The 16,673-nt window shown below is 42.3% G+C and carries 15 protein-coding genes; 2 read left to right on the top strand and 13 right to left on the bottom strand.

Annotation, left to right across the window (positions count from 1 at the left end; translation table 11 throughout):
• The first annotated feature begins 20 nt into the window (after positions 1–20).
• Positions 21–1,301 (top strand): apiosidase-like domain-containing protein, encoded by a 1,281-nt coding sequence (locus ACXHJ1_RS11600; RefSeq protein ID WP_457906089.1) that lies wholly within the window; start codon positions 21–23, stop codon positions 1,299–1,301.
• A 131-nt stretch (positions 1,302–1,432) separates the two neighbouring features.
• Here ACXHJ1_RS11600 and ACXHJ1_RS11595 read toward each other — a convergent pair whose 3' ends face one another.
• The 12 genes from ACXHJ1_RS11595 to ACXHJ1_RS11540 form a co-directional block, all read right to left on the bottom strand.
• Positions 1,433–1,909 carry an RNA polymerase sigma factor gene (locus ACXHJ1_RS11595; RefSeq protein ID WP_457906088.1) on the bottom strand — a complete coding sequence of 159 codons (477 nt, stop codon included), beginning with the start codon at positions 1,907–1,909 and terminating at the stop codon, positions 1,433–1,435.
• 63 nt (positions 1,910–1,972) lie between these two features.
• Positions 1,973–2,914, bottom strand: a complete 942-nt coding sequence (locus tag ACXHJ1_RS11590) for a polysaccharide deacetylase family protein (RefSeq protein WP_117289243.1) — start codon at positions 2,912–2,914, stop codon at positions 1,973–1,975.
• 65 nt (positions 2,915–2,979) lie between these two features.
• A complete protein-coding gene (locus ACXHJ1_RS11585; protein WP_457906087.1) occupies positions 2,980–4,194 on the bottom strand; it encodes an ABC transporter permease in 1,215 nt (404 codons plus the stop codon).
• A complete protein-coding gene (locus ACXHJ1_RS11580; RefSeq protein WP_016819949.1) occupies positions 4,191–4,928 on the bottom strand; it encodes an ABC transporter ATP-binding protein in 738 nt (245 codons plus the stop codon). Before ACXHJ1_RS11580 ends, ACXHJ1_RS11585 begins: the two co-directional genes overlap by 4 nt.
• Complete coding sequence (locus ACXHJ1_RS11575) at positions 4,925–6,397, bottom strand: efflux RND transporter periplasmic adaptor subunit (RefSeq protein WP_019688567.1); 1,473 nt, start codon at positions 6,395–6,397, stop codon at positions 4,925–4,927. The genes ACXHJ1_RS11580 and ACXHJ1_RS11575 overlap by 4 nt, the downstream gene beginning before the upstream one ends.
• 35 nt (positions 6,398–6,432) lie before the next feature.
• The gene (locus ACXHJ1_RS11570; protein WP_457906086.1) at positions 6,433–7,542 is read right to left on the bottom strand and encodes a TolC family protein; all 1,110 of its coding nucleotides are present in this window, start codon (positions 7,540–7,542) and stop codon (positions 6,433–6,435) included.
• A 215-nt stretch (positions 7,543–7,757) separates the two neighbouring features.
• Positions 7,758–9,761 carry an ABC transporter permease gene (locus tag ACXHJ1_RS11565; protein WP_174821044.1) on the bottom strand — a complete coding sequence of 668 codons (2,004 nt, stop codon included), beginning with the start codon at positions 9,759–9,761 and terminating at the stop codon, positions 7,758–7,760.
• A complete protein-coding gene (locus ACXHJ1_RS11560; protein ID WP_025365805.1) occupies positions 9,727–10,506 on the bottom strand; it encodes an ABC transporter ATP-binding protein in 780 nt (259 codons plus the stop codon). Before ACXHJ1_RS11560 ends, ACXHJ1_RS11565 begins: the two co-directional genes overlap by 35 nt.
• 100 nt (positions 10,507–10,606) lie before the next feature.
• Entirely contained in the window at positions 10,607–11,593 is a 987-nt protein-coding gene (locus ACXHJ1_RS11555; protein ID WP_457906085.1) for a sensor histidine kinase, read from the bottom strand.
• On the bottom strand, positions 11,590–12,291 hold the full coding sequence (locus ACXHJ1_RS11550; RefSeq protein WP_174821041.1) for a response regulator transcription factor: 702 nt from the start codon (positions 12,289–12,291) through the stop codon (positions 11,590–11,592). Before ACXHJ1_RS11550 ends, ACXHJ1_RS11555 begins: the two co-directional genes overlap by 4 nt.
• A 582-nt stretch (positions 12,292–12,873) precedes the next feature.
• On the bottom strand, positions 12,874–13,662 hold the full coding sequence (locus tag ACXHJ1_RS11545; protein ID WP_019688576.1) for a TrmH family RNA methyltransferase: 789 nt from the start codon (positions 13,660–13,662) through the stop codon (positions 12,874–12,876).
• Between the two features lie 77 nt (positions 13,663–13,739).
• Complete coding sequence (locus ACXHJ1_RS11540; RefSeq protein WP_016819940.1) at positions 13,740–14,402, bottom strand: potassium channel family protein; 663 nt, start codon at positions 14,400–14,402, stop codon at positions 13,740–13,742.
• Positions 14,403–14,566: 164 nt separating this feature from the next.
• Between ACXHJ1_RS11540 and ACXHJ1_RS11535 the strand changes: the two genes are divergently transcribed.
• The gene (locus ACXHJ1_RS11535; RefSeq protein WP_016819939.1) at positions 14,567–14,800 is read left to right on the top strand and encodes a small acid-soluble spore protein SspI; all 234 of its coding nucleotides are present in this window, start codon (positions 14,567–14,569) and stop codon (positions 14,798–14,800) included.
• Positions 14,801–14,952: 152 nt separating this feature from the next.
• Here the strand turns inward: ACXHJ1_RS11535 and ACXHJ1_RS11530 are convergent, their stop codons facing one another.
• Positions 14,953–16,533, bottom strand: a complete 1,581-nt coding sequence (locus tag ACXHJ1_RS11530) for a peptide chain release factor 3 (RefSeq protein WP_016819938.1) — start codon at positions 16,531–16,533, stop codon at positions 14,953–14,955.
• Positions 16,534–16,673: the final 140 nt, after the last annotated feature.

Genomic DNA, 16,673 nt, shown 5'->3' with positions numbered 1-16,673 from the left:
ATCGTTAGGAGAGGAAGCTTTTGATTCAACTGAGTATCGCTGAGAACAAACGATATTTCATGAATGAGGGTAACCCCTTTTTTTATTTGGCGGATACGGTTTGGAGCGCATTTACCAACATTACGCTGGAGGAATGGGCCTATTATCTGGATTACCGTAAAAGTCAGGGCTTCAATGTCCTGCAAATCAATTTGCTGCGCCAGTGGGATGCAAGTGGCAGCGATTTGAACTATGAGCCTTTTGCATGTGCCGAGGATGGCAGCTACAATTTTTATATGCCGAACGAAGAATACTTTACCAGAGCCGAGACGATGATCGAAATGGCTGTGAACAGAGGCTTTGTTCCTGCACTGGTTCTACTATGGTGTAATTATATCCCGGATACCTGGGCTGCCAAGCTTCGTGAGGAGAAAAAAATGCCACTTGGGGCAGTGGAACCTTATATACGTTACATTGCCGATCGGTTCTCCAAATTCTACCCTATTTATATTATAAGTGGTGACACTGATTTCCCTTCCGAGCGTGCCAACCAATATTACCGACTTGCTCTCCATACCATAAAACAGCACAGCCCGCAGTGTCTGACTACCCTGCATATTCAAGGAAGATTAGCGGCACTGCCAGAGGAATTTATTGATGATCCCCATTTGGATTTTTACATGTACCAGTCAGGACATAATTCACAATTTCAACCAACGGCGTATACACTCGCACTGGATTTCTGTAATAAGCCTGTCACCCGACCGGTGCTCAACTCGGAGCCCTGTTATGAACAAATGGGCTACAGTCGAAAAGTCTATGGCCGCTTCAGCCGCGCCGATGTTCGTAAGGCAGCCTGGCAAAGTCTTCTGTCCGGGGCGTCTGCGGGCATAACCTATGGAGCCCACGGTATTTGGAGCTGGCATCGAAAAGGCAAAAGGTTCGGGGTAACTGGGGAGGGATTCGACAGTCCATATGATTGGCAGTCTGCACTTAAGTTTGAAGGGGCATGGGATTACGGATTGGCCAAATGGCTCTTCGGGATATATGAAATTACAGATATGCAGCCTTGGAACATAGTGCTTAAAAATACGGAAGAAATTCGTGCGGCTGTAAGCACCGATTACACCAAGGTCGCCATCTACGTTCCAATCAACACGGTGCTGAAGCTAAACGTGGATTTGAGCGAATACGACTTCACGGTCATTGACCTGGAGAATCGTCGTTTTGGCACAGCTTCAATCTCTGTGCAAGAGCAAATCACGATCATTGGGATGCATGATTTTGAAGCTGATGTCTTGCTGATTGGCATAAGAAAATAACCGTGATTACTTACCGCCTTTTTCATCATTTCAACTACTATGTACAACGTACAAACAGCCCCGCAATCGAGATTTCTCATCGGGACTGTTTGTCTTACTTCTTGTTATAAAAAGCAAGCACTCCATTGTGGTCAGGAAATATATCTCAATTTAATACGTTTCGAAGCTCTGTGAAGCGAAGATTTCACTGAATTTTCACTCTTATTTAAAATTCTAGCCGTTTCTTTTATGGAGTATCCTTGGACTACACGCAATTTAAGTACCGTCCTTTGCTCGGGATTACTTGCCATCAAAAGAATTCGATCGACCTCATCCTGAATTTCAAAATCGGGGGTATCCCAGTGATAGTAGACGTGCTCCTTACGTAAGAAATATTCCTCCATCTTTTTTCGCTTTCTTATTATATCTATGGCTAAATTTTTAGCAATTCTCAAAAGATAAAATCGGATACGATCTTCGGGCAAATTAGGGGAAGCTCTTATAAACCGAATAAAGCATTCATGCAACAAATCTTCGGCATCCTGTTTGTTATGCACTCTTCTCAAAAGATAGCCAAGGAGTTCTGATTTATGAGATAAATATAGATCTTCCAGATCGTTAATGTCCATATTATTGCTTATCCTTTCTGTTTCGATGGGTTACGGTGTTCCCCTTGACTTAAAATACACTGGCTACTTTATAGTCTTAAATTCATATCCCTGCTTTTTTAAATATGTTATGATTTCAGGCAAGGCTTTAGCTGTTTCTTCCTTCCCGTAAGTGTCATGCATGAGTACCACTGCTTTTTCTCTAGTCCCAATGCTCTTCATAAATTCGTGTATTAATTCCTCGGCATTCTTAGATGTACCTTCCGCATCTTTAGGCAACACATTCCAGTCAATCTGATGATAATCCTTATCATGTAAAAATTTATCTAACTCTTCCATGCCTTTGGGATCCTTTCTCTGCCACGTCACATGGCCACCTGGAAATCGAATCACTCTTGTGGAAAAATCCTGTCCCAAAATTTGCTTTAAAATTTGATTTGTTTTTTCAATATCGCTCATAAAAATGCTCGAATTCACAGTCTGATTAGGATATAAATAACCATAATCATGTGAGTAGGTATGATTTCCGATAGCATGCCCTTCTTTAACTATTCTTTTGGTTAAATGTTTAGTACCTTCATTTTCTTCGACTGCTTTTCCGACCACAAAAAACGTCGCTTTTACATTTTGTTCTTTAAGAACATCTAAAATCTTAGGCGTCACGGTTACTGATGGCCCATCATCAAAAGATAAATAGACAACCTTTTTACCGTCTATCCCATCGGGCTTTTGACCTTGGATTTGCTGATTTAAGTACTTTTCAACAAATGCAGCATCCTCAACACCCGAAACATTTTTTACAGGGAATTCGCTCCCTTTGGATTCGTTATTTAATTTGTCGGTTGATACGGATTCTATTTTTTCTGCAAATTCAATCGTTTTGACTGGTTGTGGTTTACTACTGAAAATGTCAAAGAGTTTTAAAATAATTAGAACAATACAAATGATAATAATAAACAGTAGTCTTCTTCTCTTCCTCTTCATCCGATGAGCTCTGGTTCTATTTTGCACATAGCTTTTTTCCATAGTATATGTTCCTCCAAAATCTAGAAGCAGTTCACGTTTTATGTTGCGACCATGTGCCAATTCAATTATTCGTATCTCAATGCATCTATTGGCCTCAAACTTGCTGCTTTATAAGCCGGATATACTCCGAATAGGATGCCTGTGCCCGCAGAGCTAAGAAACGAATATATGATAGGCGAGATTGTAAATTCAATGGTCATATGCGCAGCCGCCTCAAGTATTTTGGAAGCTCCTATACCTGTAACAACTCCGATTGTGCCTCCTAACAGACCAAAAATGATCGCTTCAGACAGGAATTGAATCATAATATCTCTCGGCTTGGCACCAATGGCTTTCCGAATACCGATTTCTTTTGTACGCTCTATAACTGAGACCATCATAATATTCATAATTCCGATTCCCCCTACCACGAGGGATATCGCGGCTACCCCACCCAATAGGCTGGTCATAATACTATCTACACCAGAAGCTGCACCTGCTGCCTCTGACAGACTCATAATTTGAAATTGATCTGGTTCCGAAGGTTTTAGCTGGTGTGTCACACGCAAGCTTTCCAAGATGTCTAAGCGAGCCTGATCCATCAAGGCTGGTGACTTGGCAGACACATCCAATCCGGTAATATTCTTCTCACCCAGACGGTTCATCATGGTTGTAGCAGGGATGTAAATTTGTTCATTACTACTGTAGCTTAAGTTCGTAACTGGCTGAGTATCCAATACTCCGACTACCTTGAAAGGGATCTGCTTAATTTGAAACGTCCGTCCCAATACATTTTGGCTATCTCCACCAAAAAGACGTTGAACCGCTTGGCTTTCAAGTATGGCGACATTCATGCGTTTGTCCATCTCATCGTTGGTAAATGTTCTACCCTCGGCAAAGGAAAACTTTTTGACCTTATAGAATGAAGCGGAAGTTCCTACAATAGTGGCGTTATAGTTATATCGCCCCCACGTAGCTTTTGAATTGCTCGTTATATTCGGCATTAATGCATCTATAGACTTCTTTTTGTCCAACGCCTCGACATCAGCCCAAGTAAAAGATGGTGTGTGGTCATAATCTATTTCACCATCGACCATTGTCATAGCCGGCGCAACCATCAATACGTTATTTCCTAATTTATTAATTTCCGCCTTTATGCGGGCTGTAGATCCGTTTCCGATCGCCATAATGGCAATAACTGCTGCCACCCCGATAATAATACCGAGTATCGTTAAAAATGAGCGTAGCTTGTTAGTGATTAAGCTATTCATGGATACACGGATGGTTTCCATTACATTCATAGGCTTACCTTCCTTGATGAAATTCGTCTATTTGCAATAGGCTCATCTCGTTCAATATTACCATCCCGAAAGCTGATCAACCGTTTGGCATATTCAGCAATCTCCAGCTCATGCGTGACCAAGACGATGGTTTTTCCCAGCTCATTCAAGCCTTGAAATAATTCCATAATTTCAATACTCGTCTTCGTATCCAGTGCTCCCGTAGGCTCATCCGCCAGCAGAATAACAGGATTATTCACCAATGCCCGAGCAATGGAAACACGTTGCTGCTGACCACCAGATAGCTCGTTAGGCTTGTTGTACATCCGTTCTGCAAGGCCAACGCTGCGTAGTGCCTCTACGGCTCTTTCCCGACGCTCCTTGGCAGGTACACCTGCATACATCATAGGCAGCTCTACATTTGCTAATGCTGTAGTTCGGGGAAGTAGATAGAATTTCTGAAATACAAAACCCAGCTTCTGGTTTCTAATCTCCGAAAGCTCGTTCTCTCTAGCATCCAATATGGAGTACTCATCCAGGTAGTACTCTCCGGTATCGGGATGATCCAGGCAGCCAATGACATTCATCATGGTAGACTTGCCCGAACCAGAGGGCCCCATGATAGCAACAAACTCCCCTTCGCTAATAGATAAATTAACACTGCGCAGAGCCTGAATCTTCTGTCCGCCTACCTCATACATTTTTTTCAGTTCTTTAATTTCGATTACAGCTTTATGGGATTGAGTTTCACTCATTGTGCCTGCCCCCCATCAGGGTCTTGACCCTCTGGACTGCCATTCGAACCAGCACTACCACCCTGAGGTGGGATCACAATGGTCTCACCGTCCTTGACACCAGACTTGATTTCCGCCTGATCTGCTGTATAGACACCCAGTTTCACTGGTCTAAACTCATAATCGGCCGGATTCGCCGCGTTCTTCGCCACATATACTCCATCCACACCGCCTTCAGATCTCAGTGCAAACAGCGGCACAGATAACGCATTTTTGTGTTCAGCTAACAGAAGGGATACATCCATATTCATCCCTGGTTGCAGCCTTATCTTTTGGCTATCCAAAGACAATTCGATTTTGTATGTAGTCACATTGGATTCGGTAACCGGCTCTGGAGAAACAAAGAGGACTTCGCCTTTAAATTGTTTGTCCGGAAATGAATTCGAGTGCATTGTCGCCTGAAGTCCAGTCTTCAATTTAGCAATATCACTTTCGTTAACCTTGGCAAGAACCTTCATAGCCCCTGTGTTTGAATTATTCATGACAATAAAAGGTGCAGTAGGACTGGTACCCACATCGCCGTTGACCTTCAAAATGATCCCGTCCCACGGCGCCGTAACCTGTAATTTACTCAGGACACTTTTCTTCTGCTCTAATGCCGTTTCAGCCTGCAATAAAGAAGCCTGTGCGGATTGGATGTTGGAAGCTTCGGGCGGGGACTGTGCAGCCTTTAATTGTATTAAAGCTGTTTTATAGCCCATTTCCGCCTCTTCGATCGCCTCAGTTTGCTTGGTCTGTGCCTTCTTGTACTGCAGCTCCACATTGCTCATATCCAATTTTGCCTTATCCAGATTTTGCTTGGCTGTTGCCAGGTCACTTTCTGCTGCCGCATCATTCTGAACCAGATAAGCCTGGTCATCATAATCCTTCTGAGCCTTATCCAAAGTCACCTTGGCCGACTCCTTTTGAGCAGCGGCTTCCTCTAATTCCATCGTGTTCTTGGCTGTTTTAATCGCCATCTGTGCCTTTAAGACATTAGCTTTCTGCAACTCTATATCATTCGTTTTGGGTCCGCGCTTGGCTTCCTCCAGTTTGGCTCTTGCAATCGCCACATTCGATTCGGCATCCTTAATTTGCAGCCTGGCATCCGAATCATCTAATCGTGCTAGAACCTGACCTGCTTTGACGCTATCTCCTGCTTTGACATTGACAGCGACGAGCTTGGCACCCTCGACATTTGTAAAATTAATGTTTACTTCCTTGGAAGCCTGAACGGTTCCAGTGACTTTAAGCGACTCGGTCATGTTTGTCTTCTGTACCTGTACGATCTGGTTTGCAGGACCCTCCACAGGCTTTTCCTTACTCCTGTTCATATAAACAGTACCGCTAATCCCCGCTATAATGATCAGGACAAAAATGCCTATAATTCTTTTCAGCCTTCTTTTCTTTCTTACTACCTGCAATGCATCTTTCTTTTCTATTTCTGACAATGTTATATCCCCTTCAAAAGTATTTTTTCTAAATCCTATACGCTCCACGGCTTGTTCAAAGCATGTTGCAGCAACGTCATTTGAACAATCAGTTCATCCATATTCCGTTCGATTTGCTTCACTTTTAATTGATTCGTGGCGACTTCCGTACCTGTAGCAAAACCACGTTCCTTTTTTTTACGAGAAATGTCCAACACTTTATTGACGTTCTGTAGATTACTTTGCATTTGCTCGTATTGTTCAACATTTTGCTGTAAGTTAAAGTACATGCTCTTCAAGGTTTCTGCCAGTTGATCCTTGGTATTTTCCAGTCCGCCTTCTGCTGAATCTACATCAATCTGCTTAATTTCATAATCATCAGTTCCTGAGTTCCATGTGTAATATTTAACTTCCATCTTGGCCAGCTTGACAGCTTCCTCCTGTCTCCACACCGAAGGACTCGCCGAGATTGCACGCGTCACCAACGTATCCAAATTCGTGTTGTCTATTTTGGGGTAAACAGGGCGATCAACCAGTTCATATACCGTACCTTGAGGTTGACCCATTTGCGTATTTAATGAATCTATCGCTTTTTGCAATGCAGTCTTTGCAATGTCTACATTCTTTTGAGCCTCTATACGAGTCTGAATAATCGTACTTTGATCACCTGGAGAAATTTTTCCACGGTTGGCCTTCGCTTCAGCAGCCTTTTCCTCTAATAACGCGAGCGAAAGTGCATCCTCACTACTCTTCACTTTGTTATCAGCCAAAAGTACATCGTAATAGTTTTTCATTGCAGCGTAGTCTGTCTGATCTTGGGCAAGTTCAATTTGCTTCTTGGATTCCAGATAAGAAACCGTCGATGAAGCATACCCCTTCCAGGCTGAACTACTAGCCGCATCCTCTTCACCGTTGCCTGTACCTGCCGGAATAAAATCCAGATTCTTACCAGCATTTTTTAGGTTAATCCGGTTACGATCTATCGCTTGCTGGGCCTCCTTCAAGCTAAAGCTATTAGACCGCGCCCATTGCTGGGCTTGGCTCAGTGTTAGTTTCACGCTCGCTTTGGTAACCTGCTGCTGCGCCTCCTCTGCTTGAACAAAGGACTCTGATAAAGAACTGGCCGACAAGGCGAGCAGCAATAAAATGAACAAACTTTTTTTCATGATATCCCCACTTTTAAAATATGGTATCGACTTGAATAGAATTCACTAATGCGTTGTTATATGAATTAAATATCTTCTGATGAACAAATTCGCCCTGCACCTACTCGTCAAGGCTCTCAGCCCATTGAGACCTTATTTTGTATTTGATGAAAATTCCAGAAAGGAGGAGTCTAACCCTACCCTTCTGCAACTTTTTTCATGTGGCTTATCGCTCTTTACAGCATCTTTAAATCCAATTGACGAAGGTACAGGAAACGTACAATAAGAAAGGAAAAGAATTGAATTACCCAAAAGCAAATCATAATTTGAATAAGCGTAAGATGAAAGGGTACTACAGATGGTTCTGACATAACTAAACAAAGCACTATTCCTATGGATGAAACAACTAATGGCAGAAGAAATAGGAATGCAATTTGTCTGGATGCAGCTCGTCTCATTTCCCTTGAGCTTAGTCCAATTTTGGATAAAGCCCGGTATATTTCCTCATCCCGTTTAAGATCTACATACAATCTGAAATAAAGCAGGCTTACTGTGCTTGCCAACATAATGATGGCGATAAATCCGCCAATAAATTTACTAATATTCAGATCCATCTCCGATGTCAGATAATCCACTGCTCTAGAGTTAAGCGATCCTTTATTCACCTTGTTGGCCAGCAGGGAATACAACCACACCTCTTCTTGGGTCTCAGAAGTTTCCAATGATACTTGGCCACTCTTCCATTTAGGCACAAAATAATAAACAGATTTGTATGCCAATGGAACATTGAAATACTGTTGTTTAACTAAATGTTCGTAAGTTTGATCTGAGACAACAAGCAACCTTCCTAGTTCAGAAATGATGTTTCCATCAAACTTTATGCTATGGTCTATCTTCTGAGTATCCACAATCTGGATACCCGTAATTCGGGATTTCCCTTGATTGTAAGTTAGCCTTTTTTCAAAAAAGGTTTTCTGTTCTTCTAATGACATCCCGTTTGAATCAAAAATGAAAAAGCCTTGATCATCTCGAAGCGCAGGTACCTGTATTTGTTTCTTTAATTTAGAAGCAAGAGGCTCATAGTTGGATTGTTTCATCACAGGTGCCAACTGTTCACGAAAGGGAAAGATCAGTACTTCACTTTTCGAATAATCCACCCCAGCATTATAAAGATTTTGATCAATCTCATCTTCAAGATCTATGGAACTTACAACATCAGAAAAAAATGCAAATGAATAAGACTGCTCCCTAAGAAATCTATTTTGCTGCTGCATGGAGTCAAAAGTTGAAGCTGCTCCTAGAAAGGAAACGATAGAAATTAGGGTAACCAATGTGAACAGCCCGGCATTATTCCTCATTTTGTATGTGATTTCAGATAGCCATAACAAACGAGTTCCACTCCAACACCATTTCCTGTTGGCTCTAAGCAATTGAATGAACAAAACACTTGATTGGGCGTATAGTAAGTAAATTCCAATAAACCCCATTACAATCGTATATTTAAATGTGTCTCCAACTGAATAGTGCAACATATAAAAGGATAGAGTCCCCAAACGATACGGTGCCAGATAAATATATGGTGGAAAATCCAGCTTCATTAAATACACAGCTGCTCCTATTAGCGCTATTGCAAGAAAGGACAGGCTCCATGAAGCTTTGGGCTCTTTTTTGAGCTGAGTAACCTTGCTAAAAAGCTGCTGTAATTTAGATTGGCGTATGAAGAAAACAGATACAAGTGAGATCAAGGTAAATAAAAACATAAAGCCAACTACGGTGAAAGCCAGTGCTTTCCAAGGAAAATAAAATGTTAAATACAGCCCTGTGGCACTGGAGCCCAAAAGTAGAAAGAACTTTGCGGAAACAAATCCTCCCGTAATCCCGGTAATCAAGGATAAAAAGCCTATAATCAGATTCTCATAAGCAACCAAAAAATAAATTTGTCTGCGATGTGTCCCCAAAATGGTCAGTATACCGAATTCTTTTTTACGTGCAGCAATAAAAATATTGTTTGTGTATAATACGAAGAAAAAGGAAAATACAAAAATCAATAGATCAGCTACTTGTAATCCTTTTTTTACATTAAAGGCCATGATTGCATTGGAGACATCCGGGTGAAAAATAAACATCGCATATACGAAAAAAATTGTAATCATCAAGGAGCTGCTTAAATAATAAGGTACATAAGCACGCGCATTATGCTTGAGATTATTCCATGCTAACAGACGAAAGCTCATGTGCATGTCTACTTCCCCCCAGAAAGGAGAGCATATCTATGATTTCCTGAAAAAATAATTGCTGACTGTGACTACGGTGGATTTCATTAAATAACTCGCCATCTTTAATAAAAATTACCCGATCACAATAACTGGCTTCCAAGGCACCGTGTGTTACCAGCACGATTGTGGAATTGTCTACGCGATGGATGAGTTCTAACATTTCCATCACAACTCGTGAAGATTTGGAATCGAGATTTCCAGTTGGTTCATCTGCCAACAGGAGTGAAGGAGAATGAATAATAGCTCTGGCTATAGCTGCTCTTTGCTTTTGCCCCCCTGACACCTCAAGAGGCCGTTTGTCTAAAATATCTGCAATATCCAGTTTCTTCGCTACCTCTTCCAGTTTGTGTCCCATTTCCTTTAATCCTTTTTTATTCAGCATCAGAGGAAATAGTATGTTCTCTCCCAGACTAAGAGTTTCCAGCAAATTATAGTCTTGAAATACAAGCCCCAATTCTTTGCGACGAAATAAAGCGAGCTTATCCTTCTTGAGCAGATGTGGATTTTCCCCATTAATGCTAACCTCGCCAGAAGTCGGCATATCAATGGAGGAAATCATATTTAGTAATGTTGTCTTCCCACTACCAGACGGACCCATAATGCCTACAAACTCACCTTGTTGAATCGTTAAATGGATATTGTTGAGAGCTCGGTAGGGAACCTTACCATAGTATATTTTGGTGACTTGATCCATTCGTACAATCTCCATCGTTCATTCCTTTCTTTTTCCTATGTCATGATCATAATTCATCCAGAGGGATGAAGCGATCGATTAACATTACAGAAACCTTAAATGTGTTGTAAGGTTCTTATTTGTGAATTGAAAACAAGATCTCAACCGTCGTTCCTTCACCAACCGTCGATTTCAGTTGAATGTCATGACTCAGCCTTTTGCAGATTTCTGACACCATGTACAGGCCCATTCCGGTAGATTCACTATACTTCCGTCCGTTTTCACCTGTGTAATAAGCCTCAAATACCCGTTCAATATCTTTTTTAGGGATACCGATTCCTTCATCCTGTACTTTCAGCACAAACACTTTATCTCTTATCTCAGATATCAACTTCAGACTGTGGGCATGACCTGAAGAGTATTTCACCGCATTGGTCACCAATTGATTAATTATAAATCTTAGCCATTTGGCATCGGTAATCACACTCAACTGCTCGTCCACTTCATTGGAAGGATAAATTTCGTTACGAATCATTAATCTTTTGTTATCATAAATCACTTCACTAACCAGCTTTCGTAATACAACAGGCTCCACATGAAAGTCAGGTTCAAAGGCCTCCAATCGTGACATATATAAGATCATTTCCAGTCCTTTTCCCATTCGATCAATCTCATCATGAATCTGATCCGACTCGGGATCTATTTTTCCTTTGAGAATTAAATGAATAACAGAGAGGGGAGTTTTCATCTGGTGAACCCACTGGTTAATAAAAGTAATGTGATCACGCTGTTGATGCTCTAACTGATGAATTCGAGACTGATACAATCGGTAAAATTGTAAAAGCAAATTCTGTAAAGAAGAGGCAAGAGGATTAAGTACCTTCATCTGAATGAGTTCATCTAGATCTCTAATATTTGCAGTGGAAAGTAATCGATATAAACTAGAATACATGACGTACCGGAACAGTAAATAGATCAGCAATATAGAGGTCCCAAAAAAGACGGAATAAAGAGCAGTAGACAAGTTATGATAACCATCCATCCAATAAATGCTTAACACAAGAAAAAGTTGGACGATATTGAATATGATCATTGAGAAATGATCACGCCAAAAAAGCTTCACTGTTCTTCCTCCTCAGTCAAGTGCAGCCGATATCCAGCTCCTCTAACCGTCTCTATGATTTCCTCCAACCCCAACTCGGCCAGCTTTTTACGGACACGAGTAACATAAACATTCAGTGTATTTTCACCGACATATTGGTAATCATCCCATAAAGCTTCTAAGAGATGAACTCTCCCTACAACCTGCTTAGGATATGTCATCAGTAGCTCCAGTAGCGCAGCTTCTTTATGGCTCATTTCTACCTGCTTGTCATGAAACACAAGCTCCATAATGTCAGGGTATAGAGTCAAGCCTGACACTGTTATGGAGCGTGATTTTTGGGCAACTGCATATAAACCATAGGCACGTCGCAGATTACTTTCTATTTTGGCTAACAGTACTTCGGGATGAAACGGTTTAGTAATGTAATCATCCGCCCCGTTCTGCAAAGCAATGACCTGATCCATCTTATCATCCCGCGCGGACACAAAAAGGATAGGACAAGTAGATTGGGTGCGAATTTGTCTACACCAATAAAATCCATCAAAACGAGGTAAATTCACATCAAGTATGACCAAATCAGGCTTAACTTCCTGAAAAGTACTCAATACCTGATCAAAATTTGAAACGACAACTCCTTGATAACCATACTTTTCAAGATAGGATTGGAGTAAAGAGCTAATTTGAGAGTCATCCTCTACGATTAATATTTTATGCATTGTGTTTTCTACCTTCTTAGTGCTTGAATTTTTAATAACATGATTTTCTCTATATAATGCCTTGATTTAATCGTCCAAGCAATAACAACAATCCATTTTCTTTAATTGTAATTAGGAAGATTCAATTGTGATATAGATTGAGTCTCGAATAATATGCATTGTGCCAAGCACCAGAGCAGTTAACGTTATAATCATCATAACGATAACTGTTACTGTAATAATGATCCCTTTATATTTTTTTATCGTCTCATCGAAGTCTTTTTTTGATTTGATTACCTTTTTTATTTTGTTCTTTGAATACTTCATATGCTCACATCTTTCCTTGCCTAGCTATTAAACATACTAACTAGCCTATACATCACAAACAACAGTCAAAGCTTACAAAAACCTTACTTTGTTGTAAGGTATATAGAAAACAGCTCAACAGTAATTATGTATTATGTCCAAATGAAGACTTACCCTTAAAAGGGATCAAGATCATGACAGATATAACATTCTCTAAAAAAATGAGTCGGGCTCTATGACCCGACTCATTTTAGTATTCATTGATGCTATAACCCACACAGATCCGTGTTCATTCTCTTAGCTTCGCTGTCTCATCGCCTCGAATAATAACACCGTAGAGGCCATGGCTGCATTCAGTGACTCTGCTTGTCCCTGCATTGGAATGAATACTGATTCATCCACCATACTAGCGGTAGCAGCAGAAATACCTTGGCCCTCGTTGCCAATCACGAGCCAGGTGGATACACGCAAATCCACGGCATAGCATGACAAGCTTGCATCCAGCGAGGTGCTGAGCAAGCGGGCCCCTTTGCTTTTGGCCTGCGGCAAAAGCTCCTCCAGACTGCCTTCGATCACCGGCAGATGAAATAACGATCCCATCGTGGAACGGATCGTTTTGGGGTTGTACAGGTCGGCGCAGCCATGACCCAATATAACGCCTGCGGCTCCAGCAGCGTCCGCGCTGCGGATAATGGTGCCTACATTGCCGGGGTCCTGTACCCCGTCCAGCACCATCACCAGCGCATCTGGCTGCTCAAGTAATGCTGCGAATGCGCTCTGCTCCTGCTTACGCACGATAGCAAAGACAGACTGCGGCGTCTTGGTATCGGTGCATTTGGCAATGACCGCCGCCGACACGGGAATCCATTCCACCGGCTGGTCGGCTGAATCCAGACCATTCAGCTCGGCAGGAATCCCCTTGTCCAAATCATAGGCGACGCTTTCTACTGCCGCGTTCGAACGCAACGCTTCCTGCACTAGATGAATACCCTCAACAATATATTTATGCTGCCGTGTACGATGCTTTTTCTCCAGCAATTGCGACCATTCTTTTACACGCGCATTATTCGGTGAAATGATTTCCATTCGTTTAACCTTCCGTTCTATGGTCCGTTTCTTTAAAAATAAATGATGCATCACTTGTACTTGAACATCAAACCTCTCTAAGCTGCAAAAGCCAGCTCCAACTTGGTTAGATCGTCCTTGTGACCCACAATGACCAGCACATCACCCGCTTCAAGACGATCCTCAGCATAAGGTGAAATGTTCATCTCCTGGTTTCTGCGAATCGCCATTACATTGCAGCCGAAGCGTGCACGTATGTCTAGCTCCTTCAGATTTTTGCCAATCATGGAATCAGCGGCTCGCATCTCCAAAATACTGTAGTCCTTGGACAGCTCGATATAATCCAGAATATTGGGAGATGTTAGATGATGGGCTACCCGCAGTCCCATATCCCGTTCAGGATAAACCACTTTATCCGCACCTATTTTTTGCAGCACTTTCCCGTGTAGTTCATTTTGTGCTTTGACCACAAGAGCGGGCACACCCATGTCCTTGAGAATCAATGTTGTTAGAATACTGGCTTGTATATCTTCACCAATTGCGACTACAATTACGTCAAAATTGCGGATACCCAGTGCTCGCAGTGCTTCCTCATCCGTCGAATCGGCAGACACCGCATGCGTCACAATATTCGACATTTCCTGTGTACGCTGCTCGTCCGAGTCGATAGCCAACACATCAAAACCCATCTCACTCAGCGCGCTGGCAACACTGGAGCCAAAGCGCCCCATGCCAATGACCGCATACTGTTTTTTCGCCATTCCTTCTTTACCTCCCGCTCACCATACTGTCCGTCATAGTATAGCATATCATGCTACAAACATAAATTTTAGCATCCTTATTCCAAATGCTTCTTCATGTATACTGGACCACAGCCCAAGCCATAATACATTCGATCACTATTACAACATACGGGAGGGAACACATGCCCATTACAATGGATTTACGACAAGCGATTGTTCACAAAGTTCACGGCAAATCAGAGGCTGATCTTACGGATATGATTATTGGGTCAGTGGATGGACCGGAAGCCGCTTTGCCTGGATTGGGTGTCATTCTTGAAATCGCATGGAAGCATATGAGTCCAAACCAGCAGCATGACTTCGTCCATTTGGCACATGAACAAATCGATAAAATCAAACCCGTGCCCTTAACCTAGCTCTAGCTACTCAACTTCTTGTTATGTTTTAATTGTGCTCATTATTTTTACCCGTATTCGAAAATAAGAATAGTCCACTCGCATTCATATCGAGTGGACTATTCGTGGTATATATCAAATGACTGAGATCAGACTGCTCTGCATATAAAATTTTATGGAGCCATTTCCAAAAACTTAGCAGTCGGATTTTTTTCTATAGCCGTACGCATGGCATACTCATTTTCGAACAAGGCGACATAATTGCCTTTCTTATCTTTCACCAGCGTAGAGTTGATACGAAACTTGCTCGGATCAATCTGCTCATCCACAATCCAGCGAGCAAATTGGAACGGCATACGCTGAAGCTGTACATCTACCCCATATTCACCCTTCATGCGGTATTCAAATACTTCAAATTGCAGTTGGCCGACTACGCCTAGAAGCGTATCATCGAAGCTTACCGTACGGAACACCTGAATCATACCTTCTTCAGTCAACTGGTCGATACCTTTCAGATACTGCTTGTGCTTTAAAGCATTCTTTACAGTAACCTTAGCAAAAATCTCAGGTGAAAAGGTTGGCAGTTCATCAAATACAACCTCGCCACCTTGACTCAGTGAATCGCCAATGCGGAAAATACCTGGGTCAAACAAGCCTATAATATCCCCAGGGAATGCTTCTTCGACAATATCACGGTCCTGTGCCAAGAACTGCTGTGGTTGGGACAGCTTAATCTCCTTACCCATTCGAACATGTTTAACACTCATCCCGCGTTGGAACTTACCAGACACGATACGCAAAAATGCAATACGGTCACGGTGAGCCGGGTTCATATTGGCCTGAATTTTAAATACATAGCCAGTAAACTTCTCGTTCGTTGGCTGAATTTCCCCAACTGTACTGCGGCGCGGTTCTGGCTTAGGCGCAAGCTGGAGGAAGTTTTCCAAAAATGTTTGCACGCCAAAATTGTTAATCGCACTGCCAAAGAATATAGGCGTCAATTCTCCACGCTGTACTTTTTCCATATCAAAAGGGTCACCTGCGACATCAAGCAACTCTAAATCCTGGCATAATTGGTCGTGCAAATATTCGCCCGCCATCTCGCGAATAATCGGATCATTGTAACCTTCCACTTTTTGTACCTTGATCGTGGAATGGTCATCTCCCTGAAACAACTCAACCTGATTTTTGACACGATCATAAACACCGCACAGATCACGCCCAGTACCAATCGGCCAGTTCATCGGCACCGAACGGATACCAAGCACCTGTTCCAGTTCCTCCATCAGATCAAAGGGACTGCGTCCCTCACGGTCCAGCTTATTAATGAAGGTGAATATCGGTATTCCGCGCTTCGCACAAACCTGGAACAGCTTGATCGTTTGCGCTTCCACACCTTTCGCTACGTCAATCAGCATGACCGCACTATCTGCAGCTGTCAGTGTGCGGTACGTGTCTTCACTGAAATCCTGGTGACCTGGGGTATCCAGAATATTAACGCGATGCCCATTATAATCAAATTGCATTACTGAGGATGTTACCGAAATCCCCCGCTGTTTTTCAATCTCCATCCAGTCACTCGTCGCATGCTTGCTAGCTTTACGAGCTTTGACTGTACCTGCAAGACGAATAGCGCCCCCGAACAGCAGCAACTTTTCCGTCAGTGTCGTTTTACCCGCATCCGGGTGAGAAATAATCGCAAACGTACGCCGTTTGTCGACTTCCTGTTGAAGTATATCTGTTGTTTTACTCATTTCACATATCCCTTCATGATCGAATCCATTGCATTTCTGCTCAAGCTATTATAAAAAGGCCATGATGCACGCCTATTTTCACAAGTTCATCGGCTCATTGCCGTTAGCTCCAGTATTCGGCATACTCCGTCACCATATTC

This window comes from Paenibacillus sp. ALE2 (assembly GCF_054113385.1).
The sequence above is the reverse complement of the archived record's forward strand: the minus strand, read 5'-3'. Positions and strand labels throughout refer to the sequence as shown.